Below are 16797 nucleotides of genomic sequence, written 5' to 3'. Positions count from 1 at the left end.
CGTGACCCTGATCACTGTTCCAGAGAAAACCCGACAAACTGTATGTAGGTTAATTGTAATGATTTTGTGAACGGCCTATACTGCCGCCAGGTCTCCGGAACACCCTGCAATCCCGAGCCACCCAGCGTTGTAACGTGTCGTTTAAGCATCTGGAAGCAGTGTTTTGCATGACGCGCAGTTATAGAAAAGGAACGCTGCTTGACCCGCATCGCAGTCCGGAGGAAGGAAACAATAAGAACAGCATGTGGGCGTTATTCATGATAAGAAATGTGAAAAAACAAAGACCTGTCAATCTGGATCTCAAAACGATCCGGTTCCCCGTAACAGCAATAGCGTCCATTCTGCACCGTGTTTCTGGTGTGATTACGTTTGTGGCGGTCGGTATTCTGCTGTGGTTACTGGGTACCAGCCTCTCTTCCCCTGAAGGATTCCTCCAGGCCTCTGCCATCATGAACAGCTTCTTCGTGAAATTCATCATGTGGGGCATTCTGACCGCGCTGGCGTACCACGTCGTCGTGGGTGTTCGCCATATGCTGATGGACTTTGGCTACCTGGAAGAGACTTTCGAAGCCGGGAAACGCTCCGCTAACATTTCATTTGTGATTACTGTCGTGCTTTCACTTCTCGCAGGAGTTCTCGTATGGTAAGCAACGCCTCCGCATTAGGACGCAACGGCGTACATGACTTCATTCTGGTCCGTGCTACCGCCATCGTTCTCACTCTTTACATCATCTATATGATCGGTTTCTTCGCGACCAGCGGCACGCTGACGTGGGAAATCTGGAGTGGGTTCTTCGGATCCGCCTTCACCAAAGTGTTCACCCTGCTGGCCCTGTTCTCTATCCTTATTCATGCATGGATTGGCATGTGGCAGGTGTTGACCGATTACGTTAAACCGCTGGCGATTCGCCTCCCACTGCAGCTGGCCATTGTGGTTGCACTGGTGGTTTACGTTATTTATGGATTCGTTGTGGTGTGGGGTGTGTAATGAAACTGCCAGTCAGAGAATTTGATGCTGTTGTAATTGGTGCCGGTGGCGCAGGTATGCGTGCCGCACTGCAAATTTCCCAGAGCGGCCAGAGCTGCGCGCTGCTCTCTAAAGTTTTCCCGACCCGTTCCCACACTGTGTCCGCGCAGGGCGGTATTACCGTTGCGCTGGGTAACTCCCATGAAGATAACTGGGAATGGCACATGTATGACACGGTAAAAGGTTCCGATTACATCGGCGACCAGGATGCCATCGAATATATGTGTAAAACCGGTCCGGAAGCGATTCTGGAGCTGGACCACATGGGTCTGCCGTTCTCCCGTCTGGAAAATGGCACTATCTATCAGCGTCCATTTGGCGGCCAGTCGAAAAACTTCGGCGGCGAGCAGGCGGCACGCACCGCGGCGGCGGCTGACCGTACCGGTCACGCGCTGCTGCACACCCTGTATCAGCAGAACCTGAAAAACCACACCACCATCTTCTCCGAGTGGTATGCGCTGGATCTGGTGAAAAACGCCGATGGCGCAATTGTTGGCTGTACCGCGCTGTGCATCGAAACCGGTGAAGTGGTTTACTTCAAAGCGCGCGCTACCGTGCTGGCGACCGGCGGTGCAGGCCGTATCTATCAGTCCACCACCAACGCCCACATCAACACCGGTGACGGTGTCGGTATGGCTATCCGCGCGGGCGTGCCGGTGCAGGATATGGAGATGTGGCAGTTCCACCCAACCGGTATCGCCGGTGCAGGCGTTCTGGTAACAGAAGGCTGCCGCGGTGAAGGTGGCTACCTGCTGAACAAACACGGCGAACGCTTCATGGAGCGTTATGCCCCGAATGCGAAAGACCTGGCGGGTCGTGACGTGGTGGCGCGTTCCATCATGATCGAAATCCGTGAAGGCCGCGGCTGCGACGGCCCATGGGGTCCGCACGCGAAGCTGAAACTCGACCATCTGGGTAAAGAAGTGCTGGAGTCCCGTCTGCCGGGTATCCTGGAACTGTCCCGCACCTTCGCACACGTCGACCCGGTGAAAGAGCCGATTCCGGTTATCCCAACCTGCCACTACATGATGGGCGGTATTCCGACCAAAGTAACCGGTCAGGCGCTGACCGTGAACGAGCAGGGCGAAGACGTGGTCATTCCTGGCCTGTTCGCGGTGGGCGAAATCGCCTGCGTATCCGTACACGGTGCAAACCGTCTGGGCGGCAACTCCCTGCTGGATCTGGTGGTGTTTGGTCGCGCAGTGGGTCTGCATCTGCAGGAATCCATTGCCGAGCAGGGGGCGCTGCGTGACGCAACCGACGACGAAATTGATGCTTCTCTGGAGCGCCTCAACCGCTGGAACGGCAACCGTAACGGCGAAGATCCGGTGGAAATCCGTAAAGCGCTGCAGGAATGTATGCAGCACAACTTCTCGGTATTCCGTGAAGGCGACGCGATGGCCAAAGGTCTTGAGCAGCTGAAAGCGATCCGCGAGCGTCTGAAAAATGCCCGTCTGGACGACACCTCCAGCGAGTTCAACACCCAGCGCGTTGAGTGCCTGGAGCTGGATAACCTGATGGAAACCGCGTTCGCGACCGCGATGTCGGCAAACTTCCGTACCGAAAGCCGTGGCGCCCATAGCCGCTTCGACTTCCCGGAGCGTGATGACGAAAACTGGCTGTGTCATTCCCTGTATCTGCCAGAGTCGGAAACCATGACGCGTCGTAGCGTCAACATGGAACCGAAACTGCGTCCGGCGTTCCCGCCGAAGATTCGTACTTACTAATGCGGAGACAGGATAATGAAACTCGAATTCTCAGTTTATCGTTATAACCCGGATGTTGATGACGCTCCGCGCATGCAGGACTACACCCTGGAAGCGGAAGAAGGTCGCGACATGATGCTGCTGGATGCCTTAATCCAGCTGAAAGAAAAAGATCCAACGCTGTCGTTCCGCCGCTCCTGCCGTGAAGGGGTTTGTGGCTCTGACGGTGTGAACATGAACGGCAAAAATGGCCTGGCCTGCATCACGCCAATATCAGCGTTGCAGCGTCCCGGTCAGAAAATTGTTATCCGTCCTCTGCCAGGCCTGCCGGTCGTGCGTGATTTGGTGGTAGACATGGGGCAATTCTATGCACAATATGAGAAGATTAAGCCTTACTTATTGAATAATGGGCAAAATCCACCGGCTCGCGAGCACTTACAGTCTCCTGAGCAGCGTGAAAAACTCGACGGTTTGTACGAGTGTATTCTCTGCGCATGCTGTTCTACGTCCTGCCCGTCGTTCTGGTGGAACCCGGACAAGTTTATCGGTCCGGCCGGTCTGCTGGCTGCCTATCGCTTCCTGATCGACAGCCGCGACACCGAAACCGACAGCCGTCTGGAAGGACTGAGTGACGCTTTCAGCGTATTCCGCTGCCATAGCATCATGAACTGCGTCAGTGTGTGTCCGAAGGGGCTGAACCCGACGCGCGCCATCGGCCATATTAAGTCGATGCTGCTGCAGCGCAGTGCGTAAGTAGTGAGAGGGGAGCGCTGTTCCCCTCACCTTAACCCTCTCCCACAGGGAGAGGGAATAGATTGCAGAAACCTTTAAAAACTGCCCTGAAGTCTAGACAGTTTCTAAAGGTTCCTTCGCGGGCCACAAAGAGCTCGCAGGTGAACCCCGGCACGTACACGTGGTGTGCGTGGTAGTTTCTACGGCGAAAGTAAGCATAAAAATGCTTAAGGGATCACGATGCAGAACGGCGCAATGAAAGCCTGGCTGGACTCTTCTTACCTCTCTGGTGCCAACCAGAGCTGGATAGAACAGCTCTATGAAGACTTCTTAACCGATCCTGACTCAGTGGACGCAAACTGGCGTTCCATGTTCCAGCAGTTGCCTGGTACAGGGGTCAAACCGGATCAATTCCATTCCAAAACACGTGATTATTTCCGTCGTCTGGCGAAGGATGCCTCACGTTACTCTTCTGCGATTTCCGACCCTGACACCAATGCGAAGCAGGTTAAAGTCCTGCAGCTTATCAACGCTTATCGCTTCCGTGGTCACCAGCATGCGAATCTCGATCCGCTGGGACTGTGGAAACAAGACCGTGTGGCCGATCTCGATCCGGCATATCACGATCTGACCGAGGCCGATTTCCAGGAAAGCTTTAACGTAGGTTCCTTTGCCATCGGCAAAGACACGATGAAGCTGGGCGATCTGATTGACGCGCTCAAGCAAACCTACTGCGGCTCCATCGGCGCGGAATACATGCACATTACCTCTACCGAAGAGAAGCGCTGGATCCAGCAGCGTATCGAATCCGTAGCGGGCCACGCGACCTTCTCGGCTGACGAGAAAAAGCGCTTCCTCAGCGAACTGACCGCAGCGGAAGGCCTTGAGCGCTATCTGGGCGCGAAGTTCCCGGGCGCAAAACGCTTCTCGCTGGAAGGCGGTGACGCCCTGGTGCCGATGCTGAAAGAGCTGATTCGTCACGCAGGCAAGAGCGGCACCCGTGAAGTGGTGCTGGGCATGGCGCACCGTGGTCGTCTGAACGTGCTGGTCAACGTGCTGGGTAAAAAACCGCAGGACCTGTTCGACGAATTCGCGGGCAAACATAAAGAACACCTCGGCACCGGCGACGTGAAGTACCACATGGGCTTCTCGTCGGATATCGAAACCGAAGGCGGTCTGGTTCACCTGGCGCTGGCGTTTAACCCGTCACACCTGGAAATCGTCAGCCCGGTGGTTATCGGTTCCGTGCGCGCGCGTCTGGATCGTCTGGACGAGCCAAGCAGCAATAAAGTTCTGCCAATTACCATCCACGGTGATGCGGCGGTAACAGGGCAGGGCGTGGTGCAGGAAACCCTGAACATGTCCAAAGCGCGTGGTTATGAAGTGGGCGGTACCGTTCGCATCGTGATCAACAACCAGGTGGGCTTCACCACCTCTAACCCGCTGGATGCGCGTTCTACCCCGTACTGCACCGACATCGGTAAGATGGTGCAGGCGCCGATCTTCCACGTTAATGCGGATGACCCGGAAGCCGTGGCTTTCGTGACCCGTCTGGCGCTGGACTTCCGTAATACCTTCAAACGCGATGTGTTCATTGACCTCTTCTGCTACCGCCGTCACGGCCACAACGAAGCGGATGAGCCAAGTGCAACCCAGCCGCTGATGTATCAGAAAATCAAAAAACACCCGACTCCGCGCAAAATCTATGCTGACAAGCTGGAAGGCGACAAAGTGGCGACGCTGGAAGATGCGACCGAAATGGTCAACCTCTACCGCGACGCGCTGGATGCGGGCGAATGCGTAGTGAAAGAGCTGCGTCCGATGAACATGCACTCCTTTACCTGGTCGCCGTACCTCAACCACGAGTGGGATGAGAGCTACCCGAATAAGGTTGAGATGAAGCGCCTGCAGGAGCTGGCTAAACGCATCAGCACCGTGCCGGAAGCTATCGAGATGCAGTCTCGCGTGGCGAAAATTTATGCTGACCGTCAGTCCATGGCGGCAGGCGAGAAGCTCTTCGACTGGGGCGGCGCGGAAACGCTGGCCTACGCAACGCTGGTTGACGAAGGCATTCCTGTTCGTCTGTCCGGCGAAGATGCGGGCCGTGGGACCTTCTTCCACCGTCACGCGGTTGTTCACAACCAGTCCAACGGTTCAACCTACACCCCGCTGCAGCACGTGCACAACGGTCAAGGCCAGTTCAAGGTCTGGGACTCCGTGCTGTCTGAAGAAGCGGTACTGGCCTTCGAATACGGTTATGCCACCGCTGAACCACGCACCCTGACCATCTGGGAAGCGCAGTTCGGTGACTTCGCCAACGGTGCGCAGGTGGTTATCGACCAGTTCATCTCCTCCGGCGAGCAGAAGTGGGGCCGTATGTGTGGCCTGGTAATGCTGCTGCCGCACGGTTATGAAGGTCAGGGGCCGGAGCACTCCTCCGCGCGTCTGGAACGTTATCTGCAGCTCTGCGCCGAGCAGAACATGCAGGTCTGCGTGCCGTCCACCCCGGCGCAGGTCTACCACATGCTGCGTCGTCAGGCGCTGCGCGGTATGCGCCGTCCGCTGGTGGTGATGTCGCCGAAATCCCTGCTGCGCCACCCGCTGGCGGTGTCGAGCCTGGATGAGCTGGCAAATGGCACCTTCCTGCCGGCCATCGGTGAAATTGACGAGCTGGATCCGCAGGCCGTGAAGCGTGTGGTGATGTGTTCTGGTAAGGTTTATTACGACCTGCTGGAACAGCGCCGTAAGAACGATCAGAAAGATGTCGCCATCGTGCGTATCGAACAGCTTTATCCGTTCCCGCACCAGGCGGTGCAGGAAGCGCTGAAACCGTACGCTCACGTTCATGATTTTGTCTGGTGCCAGGAAGAGCCGCTTAACCAGGGCGCATGGTACTGCAGCCAGCATCATTTCCGTGAAGTGATTCCATTTGGGTCAGCCCTGCGCTATGCAGGTCGCCCGGCCTCCGCCTCTCCGGCGGTAGGGTATATGTCCGTTCACCAGAAGCAGCAACAAGATCTGGTCAATGACGCGCTGAACGTCGATTAATTAAAGGATACATAATGAGTAGCGTAGATATTCTTGTTCCCGACCTGCCTGAATCCGTAGCAGATGCGACCGTCGCTACCTGGCACAAAAAACCAGGCGATGCCGTTAAGCGCGATGAAGTGCTGGTAGAAATCGAAACTGACAAAGTGGTACTGGAAGTACCGGCTTCGGCGGATGGCGTTCTGGACGCGGTGCTGGAAGATGAAGGTACTACCGTCACCTCTCGTCAGATCCTGGGTCGCCTGCGTGAAGGCAACAGCGCGGGCAAAGAGTCCAGCGCAAAATCTGAAGAGAAAGCCTCTACGCCGGCTCAGCGCCAGCAGGCGTCTCTGGAAGAACAGTCTAACGATGCCCTCAGCCCGGCGATCCGTCGCCTGCTGGCGGAACACAGCCTTGACCCGGCAGCCATTAAAGGCACCGGTGTGGGCGGTCGTCTGACCCGTGAAGACATCGACAAGCATCTGGCGAAAGCGCCTGCTCAGGCCGAAGCGAAAGCCCCTGCGGCGGCGCCAGCAGCGCAGCCTGCACTGGGTGCCCGCAGCGAAAAACGCGTGCCGATGACTCGCCTGCGTAAACGCGTAGCCGAGCGTCTGCTGGAAGCGAAAAACTCTACCGCGATGCTGACCACCTTCAACGAAGTGAACATGAAGCCAATCATGGACCTGCGCAAGCAGTACGGTGATGCGTTTGAAAAACGTCACGGTATCCGTCTGGGCTTTATGTCCTTCTACGTGAAGGCGGTAGTTGAAGCGCTGAAACGCTATCCGGAAGTGAACGCGTCCATCGATGGCGATGACGTGGTTTACCACAACTACTTCGACGTCAGCATGGCGGTTTCTACTCCACGCGGCCTGGTAACGCCGGTTCTGCGTGATGTGGATACCCTGGGTATGGCTGACATCGAGAAGAACATTAAAGAGCTGGCCGTGAAAGGCCGCGACGGCAAGCTGACCGTAGACGACCTGACCGGCGGTAACTTCACCATTACCAACGGCGGCGTATTCGGCTCGCTGATGTCTACCCCGATCATTAACCCGCCGCAGAGCGCGATCCTGGGTATGCATGCCATCAAAGATCGCCCTATGGCGGTAGACGGTAAAGTTGAGATCCTGCCAATGATGTACCTGGCGCTCTCTTACGATCACCGCCTGATCGACGGCCGCGAGTCCGTGGGCTTCCTGGTTGCGATTAAAGAGCTGCTGGAAGATCCAACCCGTCTGCTGCTGGACGTCTAGTTTTGCAGTCTTGCCCGGCGGCGTATGGCTGCCGGGCCAATAAAAGCACGACCTAACGATTACCTGAAGGATGGATAGAACACATGAACTTACATGAATATCAGGCCAAACAGCTGTTTGCCCGGTATGGCTTACCGGCTCCGGTGGGTTATGCCTGTACTACCCCGCGTGAAGCAGAAGAAGCCGCATCTAAAATCGGTTCCGGCCCTTGGGTAGTTAAGTGTCAGGTTCACGCTGGTGGCCGTGGTAAAGCGGGCGGTGTGAAGGTTGTTAAGAGCAAAGAAGAGATTCGTGCGTTTGCTGAACATTGGCTCGGCAAGCGTCTGGTAACGTACCAGACAGATGCGAACGGCCAGCCGGTTAACCAGATCCTGGTGGAAGCGGCGACCGATATCGCGAAAGAACTTTATCTGGGCGCGGTTGTTGACCGTAGCTCCCGTCGCGTGGTGTTCATGGCGTCTACCGAAGGCGGCGTGGAAATCGAAAAAGTGGCGGAAGAAACCCCGCACCTGATCCACAAAGTGGCTATCGATCCGCTGGCAGGCCCAATGCCTTACCAGGGTCGCGAGCTGGCGTTCAAGCTGGGCCTGGAAGGTAAACTGGTTCAGCAGTTCACCAAGATCTTCATGGGTCTGGCAACTATCTTCCTGGAGCGCGATCTGGCGCTGATCGAGATCAACCCACTGGTGATCACCACCCAGGGCGATCTGATCTGCCTCGACGGCAAGCTGGGCGCTGACGGCAACGCGCTGTTCCGCCAGCCGGATCTGCGCGAAATGCGCGACCAGTCTCAGGAAGATCCGCGTGAAGCACAGGCTGCGCAGTGGGAACTGAACTACGTGGCGCTGGACGGCAACATCGGCTGCATGGTTAACGGTGCGGGCCTGGCAATGGGCACCATGGACATCGTTAAGCTGCACGGCGGTGAGCCAGCAAACTTCCTCGACGTAGGCGGTGGCGCAACCAAAGAGCGCGTAACCGAAGCGTTCAAAATCATTCTCTCTGACGACAACGTGAAGGCCGTTCTGGTTAACATCTTCGGCGGCATCGTACGTTGCGACCTGATCGCCGACGGTATCATCGGTGCGGTAGAAGAAGTGGGTGTTAACGTTCCGGTGGTTGTGCGTCTGGAAGGTAACAACGCTGAACTCGGCGCGAAAAAACTGGCTGACAGCGGCCTGAATATTATTGCAGCGAAAAGTCTGACGGATGCAGCTCAGCAGGTTGTTGCCGCAGTGGAGGGGAAATAATGTCAGTTTTAATTAATAAAGATACCAAGGTTATCTGCCAGGGCTTCACCGGTAGCCAGGGGACTTTCCACTCCGAACAGGCAATTGCCTACGGTACGCAGATGGTTGGCGGTGTTACGCCAGGTAAAGGCGGCACCACCCACCTGGGCCTGCCGGTGTTTAACACCGTGCGTGAAGCCGTAGAAGCGACGGGCGCCACCGCGACCGTGATCTACGTTCCGGCACCGTTCTGCAAAGACTCTATTCTGGAAGCGATCGACGCAGGCATCAAACTGATCATCACCATCACCGAAGGCATCCCGACGCTGGATATGCTGACCGTGAAGGTGAAGCTGGATGAAGCTGGCGTGCGTATGATTGGCCCGAACTGCCCAGGCGTTATCACCCCGGGCGAATGCAAAATCGGCATCATGCCGGGCCACATTCACAAACCGGGTAAAGTGGGCATCGTGTCCCGTTCCGGTACCCTGACCTATGAAGCGGTTAAGCAGACCACCGACTACGGTTTCGGCCAGTCCACCTGCGTGGGCATCGGCGGTGACCCGATTCCGGGCTCTAACTTCATCGACATCCTGAAGCTGTTCCAGGAAGATCCACAGACCGAAGCGATCGTGATGATCGGTGAGATCGGTGGTAGCGCGGAAGAAGAAGCGGCTGCTTACATCAAAGAACACGTGACCAAGCCAGTTGTGGGCTACATCGCGGGTGTGACTGCGCCGAAAGGCAAGCGTATGGGTCACGCAGGCGCGATCATCGCCGGTGGTAAGGGTACGGCTGATGAGAAATTCGCAGCGCTGGAAGCCGCAGGCGTGAAAACCGTTCGCAGCCTGGCGGATATCGGCGAAGCACTGAAATCCATCATTAAGTAAGTCCTCTCTGCTCCCCGAAAGGGGGGCGTTGCAGTATAAAAATGTCCGTTTCGACATGGTTGGCCGCTGTAAAGCGGCCTTTTTTATTGCCTGCCGGGCGTCATGCAATAGTCACAATTGGGTGTTAATTAGAGAGGATGTAAAAGTAAAATAATTGTTATTTATTTGCCTTTAAGAGAGCAGATGGAAAAAAATAAAAAACGCACTAAAATTTATGTCCTGAATAAATCAGTCATTAAGCGTAACTGAGTTAATAAAAATCACTTCTGTTTATATTCATCCGTCGATTCGATAACCTTAATTGTATTTCATATACATATCTTTAACATGGTTTTTACCATGTTCACCACATCAAAACACAATTAACATTAAGAATTGTTTTTGATTTAAATCAATGTTTAATCCTTGGAAAAAGGCGCTGAAAAGCGCTAAATTGTTCCCGATCAAAATGGCCGAAAAGTGGTAATTTTGCTATAAATTGATCGCCGTCGAAAAACGTAAATGTGATTCAATAAAAACCTGTTTATTGTAAGGGTTTTGCAGCGTATTATATTTGCGGGATCAATTTGAGTTTTTTATTAACGTATTTGTAACCTCACGTCATCGTTTTTATCCTCCCTCAGGGTAATAACGACGACAAGGATGCGAATAATTTGTATTGGGGCATGCGTGTGGATCTCTTTCTGACGGGGTCCACTCTCGGAGTCTTCATGCGATGAGCAAGGAGTCATGATGTTAGATATAGTCGAACTGTCGCGCTTACAGTTTGCCTTGACCGCGATGTACCACTTCCTGTTTGTGCCACTGACGCTCGGTATGGCGTTCCTGCTGGCCATTATGGAAACGGTATACGTTCTCTCCGGCAAACAGATTTATAAAGATATGACCAAGTTCTGGGGCAAGTTGTTTGGTATCAACTTCGCACTGGGCGTGGCAACCGGTTTGACCATGGAGTTCCAGTTCGGGACTAACTGGTCTTACTATTCCCACTATGTAGGGGATATCTTCGGTGCGCCGCTGGCCATTGAAGGTCTGATGGCATTCTTCCTCGAATCCACCTTTGTAGGTCTGTTCTTCTTCGGTTGGGACCGTCTGGGTAAAGTCCAGCATATGGCGGTGACCTGGCTTGTGGCATTAGGTTCGAACCTGTCCGCGCTGTGGATCCTGGTTGCGAACGGCTGGATGCAGAACCCTATCGCGTCTGATTTCAACTTCGAAACCATGCGTATGGAGATGGTCAGCTTTGCCGAGCTGGTCCTGAACCCGGTTGCTCAGGTTAAATTCGTTCACACCGTCGCTTCTGGCTACGTGTGCGGCGCGATGTTTGTGCTGGGCATCAGTTCTTACTATATGCTGCGTGGTCGTGACTTCGCGTTTGCTAAGCGCTCCTTTGCTATCGCTGCAAGCTTCGGTATGGCTGCCATCCTCTCTGTTATCGTTCTGGGTGATGAATCCGGTTACGAAATGGGTGACGTGCAAAAAACCAAACTGGCCGCCATCGAAGCCGAATGGGAAACCCAGCCGGCGCCTGCTGCCTTTACGCTGTTCGGTATTCCCGATCAGGACGCGCAGGAAAACCGCTTTTCCATTCAGATTCCTTACGCGCTGGGTATCATTGCCACTCGTTCTGTTGATAAGCAGGTGACGGGTCTGAAAGAGCTGATGGTTCAGCACGAAGAGCGTATTCGTAACGGTATGAAAGCCTACTCGCTGCTGGAACAGCTGCGTGCTGGCTCTACAGACCAGACCGTCCGCGACCAGTTTAACGACGTGAAGAAAGATCTGGGTTATGGCCTGCTGCTGAAGCGTTATACCCCGAACGTTTCTGATGCGACGGAAGCGCAGATCCAGATGGCAACCAAAGACTCGATTCCACGCGTTGCGCCTCTGTACTTCGCATTCCGTATCATGGTGGGCTGCGGCATCATCATGCTGCTGATCATTGCGGCGTCCTTCTGGTCTGTGATTCGCAACCGCATCGGCGAGAAAAAATGGCTGCTGCGCACCGCGCTTTACGGTATTCCACTGCCGTGGATCGCAATTGAGTCCGGCTGGTTTGTTGCGGAGTATGGCCGTCAGCCATGGGCGATCGGTGAGGTCCTGCCAACGGCGGTGGCGAACTCGTCCCTGACCGCAGGCGACCTGATCTTCTCCATGCTGCTGATTTGTGGTCTGTACACCCTGTTCCTGGTGGCTGAACTGTTCCTGATGTTCAAGTTCGCGCGCCTTGGCCCAAGCAGCCTGAAAACCGGTCGCTATCACTACGAGCAGTCCACTGCGACTACTCAGCCGGCACGCTAAGACAGGAGTCATCAAATGATCGATTATGAAGTATTGCGTTTTATCTGGTGGCTGCTGGTCGGCGTTCTGCTGATCGGTTTCGCCGTCACGGATGGTTTCGACATGGGGGTGGGGATGCTCACCCGTTTCCTCGGTCGTAATGACACCGAGCGTCGAATCATGATCAACTCCATCGCCCCGCACTGGGACGGTAACCAGGTGTGGCTGATCACCGCAGGCGGCGCGCTGTTCGCTGCCTGGCCGATGGTCTACGCGGCTGCGTTCTCCGGTTTCTATGTGGCGATGATTCTGGTGCTGGCCTCTTTATTCTTCCGTCCGGTCGGTTTCGACTACCGTTCGAAGATTGAAGATACCCGCTGGCGCAACATGTGGGACTGGGGCATCTTCATCGGTAGCTTCGTTCCACCGCTGGTGATCGGCGTGGCGTTTGGTAACCTGCTGCAGGGCGTACCGTTCCACCTGGACGAATACATGCGTCTTTACTACACCGGTAACTTCTTCCAGCTGCTGAATCCGTTTGGTCTGCTGGCCGGCGTAGTGAGCGTGGCGATGATCATCACTCAGGGCGCAACCTATCTGCAGATGCGTACCGTGGGCGAGTTGCACCTGCGTTCTCGCGCGACGGCTCAGGTTGCTGCGCTGGTAACGCTGGTTTGCTTCGCGCTGGCCGGCGTGTGGGTGGTGTACGGCATTGATGGCTACGTGGTGACGTCTGCCATTAACCACACCGCACCGTCTAACCCGCTGACCAAAGAAGTGGCTCGTCAGGCTGGCGCATGGCTGGTGAACTTCAACAATACCCCTGTGCTGTGGGCGATCCCGGCTCTGGGCGTGCTGTTGCCGCTGCTGACCGTGTTGACGTCTCGTCTGGAGAAAGGCGCTCTGGCGTTCGTGTTCTCATCACTGACCCTGGCGTGCATCATCCTGACGGCGGGTATTGCGATGTTCCCATTTGTCATGCCATCCAGCACCATGCTGAATGCTAGCCTGACCATGTGGGATGCTACGTCCAGCCATATGACGCTGAACCTGATGACATATGTTGCTTGTGTGTTCGTTCCGATTGTTCTGGCTTACACCATCTGGTGTTACTGGAAAATGTTCGGTCGTATCACTAAAGAACATATCGAAAGCAACACCCACTCTATGTACTAAGTAAGGAGCTGAATATGTGGTATTTCGCATGGATTTTAGGGACGCTTCTTGCCTGTGCATTTGGTGTCATCACTGCCCTGGCGCTTGAGCACGTTGAAGCGACCAAAGCGGGTGAAGAAAAACACTGATGAATATTATCGCGAAACTTTACGCGGTAATGGATAAGCGCCCGTTACGGGCGCTTTCTTTAGTGATGGCATTACTGCTGGCAGGCTGTATCTTCTGGGACCCTTCGCGCTTTGCAGCGAAAACCAGCGAGCTTGAAATCTGGCACGGCTTCCTTATTATGTGGGCGGTGTGCGCAGGTGTGATCCACGGCGTGGGCTTTCGTCCGAAAGCCGTTCACTGGCAGGGAATTTTCTGCCCGCTGATTGCCGATCTGGTGCTTCTCGCCGGTTTGATTTTCTTCTTCTTCTGAATAAGAAATGTCCGTTAACGTTATGGGCTTACCCGAGCCCATAAAAATTTACTCTCCGTTTACTTTCCCCCATTCCCAACCCTCTTTCCCGCGCGTATAGTAGCGAAGTTTAAAAGCTCTAACTTTTGTTGCATTACCGGGATGTAAAGTGAATACAACGCTGTTTCGATGGCCGGTTCGTGTCTATTACGAAGATACCGATGCCGGTGGTGTGGTTTACCACGCCAGCTACGTTGCTTTTTATGAACGGGCACGCACAGAGATGCTGCGCCATCATCACTTTAGTCAACAGGTTCTGTTGGCTGAGCGAGTTGCCTTCGTGGTACGCAAGATGACGCTTGAGTATTTTGCGCCTGCCAGACTCGACGATATGCTCGAAGTCCAAACTGAAATTACATCAATGCGTGGGACCTCACTGGTTTTCACGCAGCGGATAGTCAACGCAGAGAATACCGTACTGAACTCAGCTGAAGTACTGATTGTTTGTGTTGATCCAACCATAATGAAGCCTCGTGCGCTTCCTAAGTCTATTGTCGCGGAGTTTAAGCAGTGACTGACATGAATATCCTTGATTTGTTCCTGAAGGCAAGCCTTCTGGTTAAACTTATCATGTTGATTTTGATTGGTTTTTCAATCGCATCCTGGGCCATCATCATCCAGAGAACGCGTATCCTCAATGCCGCCGGCCGTGAAGCTGAAGCGTTTGAAGATAAGTTCTGGTCGGGTATTGAGCTTTCTCGTCTGTACCAGGAGAGCCAGGGACGCCGTGAAAACCTGACCGGCTCCGAGCAAATTTTCTACAGCGGTTTCAAAGAGTTTGCTCGTCTGCATCGTGCAAACAATCATGCGCCGGAAGCGGTGGTGGAAGGTGCCTCGCGTGCGATGCGTATCTCTATGAACCGTGAACTGGAAAACCTTGAAACGCACATTCCTTTCCTCGGCACTGTCGGCTCCATCAGCCCGTATATCGGTCTGTTTGGTACCGTGTGGGGGATCATGCACGCCTTTATCGCGCTGGGCGCGGTGAAGCAGGCGACGTTGCAGATGGTTGCACCGGGTATCGCTGAAGCACTGATTGCGACCGCTATCGGTCTGTTTGCGGCAATTCCTGCGGTTATGGCTTACAACCGTCTGAACCAGCGCGTGAACAAACTGGAACTGAACTACGACAACTTTATGGAAGAGTTCACTGCGATTCTGCACCGTCAGGCGTTTACCAGCACCGAGAGCAACAAGGGGTAAACCATGGCCAGATCGCGTGGACGAGGTCGTCGCGAGCTCAAGTCCGAAATCAATATCGTTCCACTGCTGGATGTCCTGCTGGTACTGCTGCTGATCTTCATGGCAACAGCGCCAATCATTACCCAGAGCGTGGAAGTGGATCTGCCGGATGCGACAGAATCACAGGCGGTGAGCACCAATGACGATCCTCCGGTTATCATTGAGGTTTCCGGCGTAGGGCAATACAGCGTCGTAGTAGAGAAAGATCGTATGGATCAGCTGCCGCCTGAGCAGGTTATTGCTGAAGCGCAGCGTCGTCTGGAGTCAAATCCGAAAACGGTCTTCTTAATCGGTGGCGCAAAAGACGTACCCTACGATGAAATTATTAAAGCGCTGAACTTGCTACATAGTGCGGGTGTTAAGTCAGTTGGCTTAATGACCCAACCAATTTGATCATCCGCGTAGTTTTTGGGAACCGATAGTGTCAAAGGCAACCGAACAGAACGACAAGCTTAAGCGAGCGATAATCGTCTCCGCAGTGCTGCACGTGATTCTCTTTGCAGCGCTGATCTGGAGTTCGTTCGACGAGCATATTGATGCATCAGCCGGCGGCGGTGGAGGCTCTTCCATTGACGCCGTGATGGTGGATCCCGGTGCGGTAGTACAGAACTATAATCGCGAACAACAGCAGAAGGCGAGTGCCAAACGGGCTGAAGAGCAGCGTGAAAAACAGGCGCAACAGCAGGCGGAAGAACTGCGTGAAAAGCAGGCCGCAGAGCAGGAGCGTCTGAAGCAGCTTGAGAAGGAACGTTTGCAGGCGCAGGAAGCCGCGAAAGCGCAGGCAGAGCAGCAGAAACAAGCCGAAGAGGCCGCGAAGAAAGCACAGGAACAGCAAAAGCAGGCGGAAGAGGCGGCAGCTAAAGCCGCAGCGGACGCGAAAGCACAGGCTGATGCCCAGGCAAAATTAGCGGCAGAAGCGGCGAAGAAAGCCGCTGCTGATGCTCAGAAGAAAGCTGAAGCGGAAGCCGCGAAGAAAGCCGCTGCTGATGCCCAGAAGAAAGCTGAAGCGGAAGCCGCGAAGAAAGCCGCTGCCGATGCTCAGAAGAAAGCCGAAGCGGAAGCCGCGAAGAAAGCCGCTCAGGAAGCAGAGAAGAAAGCTGCTGCCGAGGCTGCGAAGAAAGCGGCTGCTGCTGAGAAAGCGGCTGCAGAAAAAGCCGCGGCAGAAAAAGCTGCAGCCGCCGAAAAAGCCGCTGCGGACAAAAAAGCTGCAGCTGAGAAGGCCGCTGCCGATAAGAAAGCAGCAGCTGAAAAAGCGGCTGCTAAAAAGGCTGCCGCCGCTGAAAAAGCCGCTGCTGCCGCAGGGGTTGACGATCTGCTGGGCGATTTGAGCTCAGGTAAGAATGCACCGAAAACGGGCGGTGGGGCGAAAGGAAACAACGCAGCGCCGACGGGAAGTGGTAACACTAAGAGTAACGGTGCGACAGGGGCTGAAATCAACGGTTATGCCGCGCAGATTAAATCCGCTATTGAAAGCCGATTCTATGATGCGTCTTCCTATACCGGTAAAACGTGTACGTTGCGTATAAAACTGGCTCCGGACGGCATGCTGCTGGATATCAAGTCTGAAGGTGGCGACCCGGCTTTATGTACTGCGGCCCTGGCTGCAGCGCGTCAGGCGAAGATGCCTAAACCGCCATCTCAGGCTGTTTACGAAGTCTTCAAAAATGCGCCGCTGGACTTCAAACCTTAAGTTACATTTTCCCCGTGCAAACGGGGAAAAATAGACCAGGTTTAGTCACAGGGTTCTGGTAGTTTTGTCTATTTGAGTTTGTTAA

General features: G+C 54.6%; 16 protein-coding genes. All 16 read left to right on the top strand.

The genetic code is table 11. The features are described from left to right. The first annotated feature begins 242 nt into the window (after positions 1-242). The 16 genes from sdhC (at position 243) to tolA (ending at position 16712) form a co-directional block, all read left to right on the top strand. The gene (gene sdhC / locus UR504_RS05370; protein ID WP_020684965.1) at positions 243-647 is read left to right on the top strand and encodes a succinate dehydrogenase cytochrome b556 subunit; all 405 of its coding nucleotides are present in this window, start codon (positions 243-245) and stop codon (positions 645-647) included. Next, positions 641-988: a succinate dehydrogenase membrane anchor subunit gene (gene sdhD / locus UR504_RS05365; RefSeq protein WP_008501088.1), complete on the top strand. Its 348-nt coding sequence runs from the start codon at positions 641-643 to the stop codon at positions 986-988. Before sdhC ends, sdhD begins: the two co-directional genes overlap by 7 nt. Beyond that, on the top strand, positions 988-2754 hold the full coding sequence (gene sdhA / locus UR504_RS05360; protein ID WP_008501089.1) for a succinate dehydrogenase flavoprotein subunit: 1767 nt from the start codon (positions 988-990) through the stop codon (positions 2752-2754). Before sdhD ends, sdhA begins: the two co-directional genes overlap by 1 nt. A gap of 15 nt (positions 2755-2769) precedes the next feature. After that, complete coding sequence (sdhB, locus tag UR504_RS05355; RefSeq protein WP_008501090.1) at positions 2770-3486, top strand: succinate dehydrogenase iron-sulfur subunit SdhB; 717 nt, start codon at positions 2770-2772, stop codon at positions 3484-3486. A gap of 219 nt (positions 3487-3705) precedes the next feature. Further along, positions 3706-6513, top strand: a complete 2808-nt coding sequence (gene sucA, locus UR504_RS05350) for a 2-oxoglutarate dehydrogenase E1 component (protein ID WP_274242335.1) — start codon at positions 3706-3708, stop codon at positions 6511-6513. 14 nt (positions 6514-6527) lie between these two features. Further along, positions 6528-7748: a 2-oxoglutarate dehydrogenase complex dihydrolipoyllysine-residue succinyltransferase gene (gene odhB, locus UR504_RS05345; protein WP_008501093.1), complete on the top strand. Its 1221-nt coding sequence runs from the start codon at positions 6528-6530 to the stop codon at positions 7746-7748. 83 nt (positions 7749-7831) lie between these two features. Continuing rightward, a complete protein-coding gene (gene sucC / locus UR504_RS05340; RefSeq protein WP_006809579.1) occupies positions 7832-8998 on the top strand; it encodes an ADP-forming succinate--CoA ligase subunit beta in 1167 nt (388 codons plus the stop codon). Beyond that, a complete protein-coding gene (gene sucD, locus UR504_RS05335) occupies positions 8998-9867 on the top strand; it encodes a succinate--CoA ligase subunit alpha (protein ID WP_008501094.1) in 870 nt (289 codons plus the stop codon). Before sucC ends, sucD begins: the two co-directional genes overlap by 1 nt. 732 nt (positions 9868-10599) lie before the next feature. Further along, on the top strand, positions 10600-12168 hold the full coding sequence (cydA, locus tag UR504_RS05330) for a cytochrome ubiquinol oxidase subunit I (protein WP_274243236.1): 1569 nt from the start codon (positions 10600-10602) through the stop codon (positions 12166-12168). A gap of 15 nt (positions 12169-12183) precedes the next feature. Continuing rightward, positions 12184-13323 carry a cytochrome d ubiquinol oxidase subunit II gene (cydB, locus tag UR504_RS05325; RefSeq protein ID WP_048226125.1) on the top strand — a complete coding sequence of 380 codons (1140 nt, stop codon included), beginning with the start codon at positions 12184-12186 and terminating at the stop codon, positions 13321-13323. Positions 13324-13337: 14 nt separating this feature from the next. Then, the gene (gene cydX / locus UR504_RS05320; protein ID WP_003858598.1) at positions 13338-13451 is read left to right on the top strand and encodes a cytochrome bd-I oxidase subunit CydX; all 114 of its coding nucleotides are present in this window, start codon (positions 13338-13340) and stop codon (positions 13449-13451) included. Then, complete coding sequence (gene ybgE, locus UR504_RS05315) at positions 13451-13741, top strand: cyd operon protein YbgE (RefSeq protein ID WP_008501100.1); 291 nt, start codon at positions 13451-13453, stop codon at positions 13739-13741. Before cydX ends, ybgE begins: the two co-directional genes overlap by 1 nt. A 148-nt stretch (positions 13742-13889) precedes the next feature. Next, positions 13890-14294, top strand: a complete 405-nt coding sequence (ybgC, locus tag UR504_RS05310; protein WP_003858593.1) for a tol-pal system-associated acyl-CoA thioesterase — start codon at positions 13890-13892, stop codon at positions 14292-14294. Continuing rightward, a complete protein-coding gene (gene tolQ, locus UR504_RS05305; protein WP_008501101.1) occupies positions 14291-14983 on the top strand; it encodes a Tol-Pal system protein TolQ in 693 nt (230 codons plus the stop codon). Before ybgC ends, tolQ begins: the two co-directional genes overlap by 4 nt. Positions 14984-14986: 3 nt before the next feature. Next, positions 14987-15415, top strand: coding sequence for a colicin uptake protein TolR (tolR, locus tag UR504_RS05300; RefSeq protein ID WP_003858589.1), 429 nt, complete (start codon positions 14987-14989; stop codon positions 15413-15415). A 28-nt stretch (positions 15416-15443) separates the two neighbouring features. Continuing rightward, on the top strand, positions 15444-16712 hold the full coding sequence (gene tolA / locus UR504_RS05295; RefSeq protein WP_111964367.1) for a cell envelope integrity protein TolA: 1269 nt from the start codon (positions 15444-15446) through the stop codon (positions 16710-16712). The last annotated feature ends 85 nt before the right edge of the window (positions 16713-16797 follow it).

This window comes from Enterobacter sp. 241F3 (genome assembly GCF_034106785.1).
Lineage (GTDB): Bacteria > Pseudomonadota > Gammaproteobacteria > Enterobacterales > Enterobacteriaceae > Enterobacter > Enterobacter vonholyi.
This window is presented reverse-complemented; position numbering and strand designations above follow the sequence as displayed.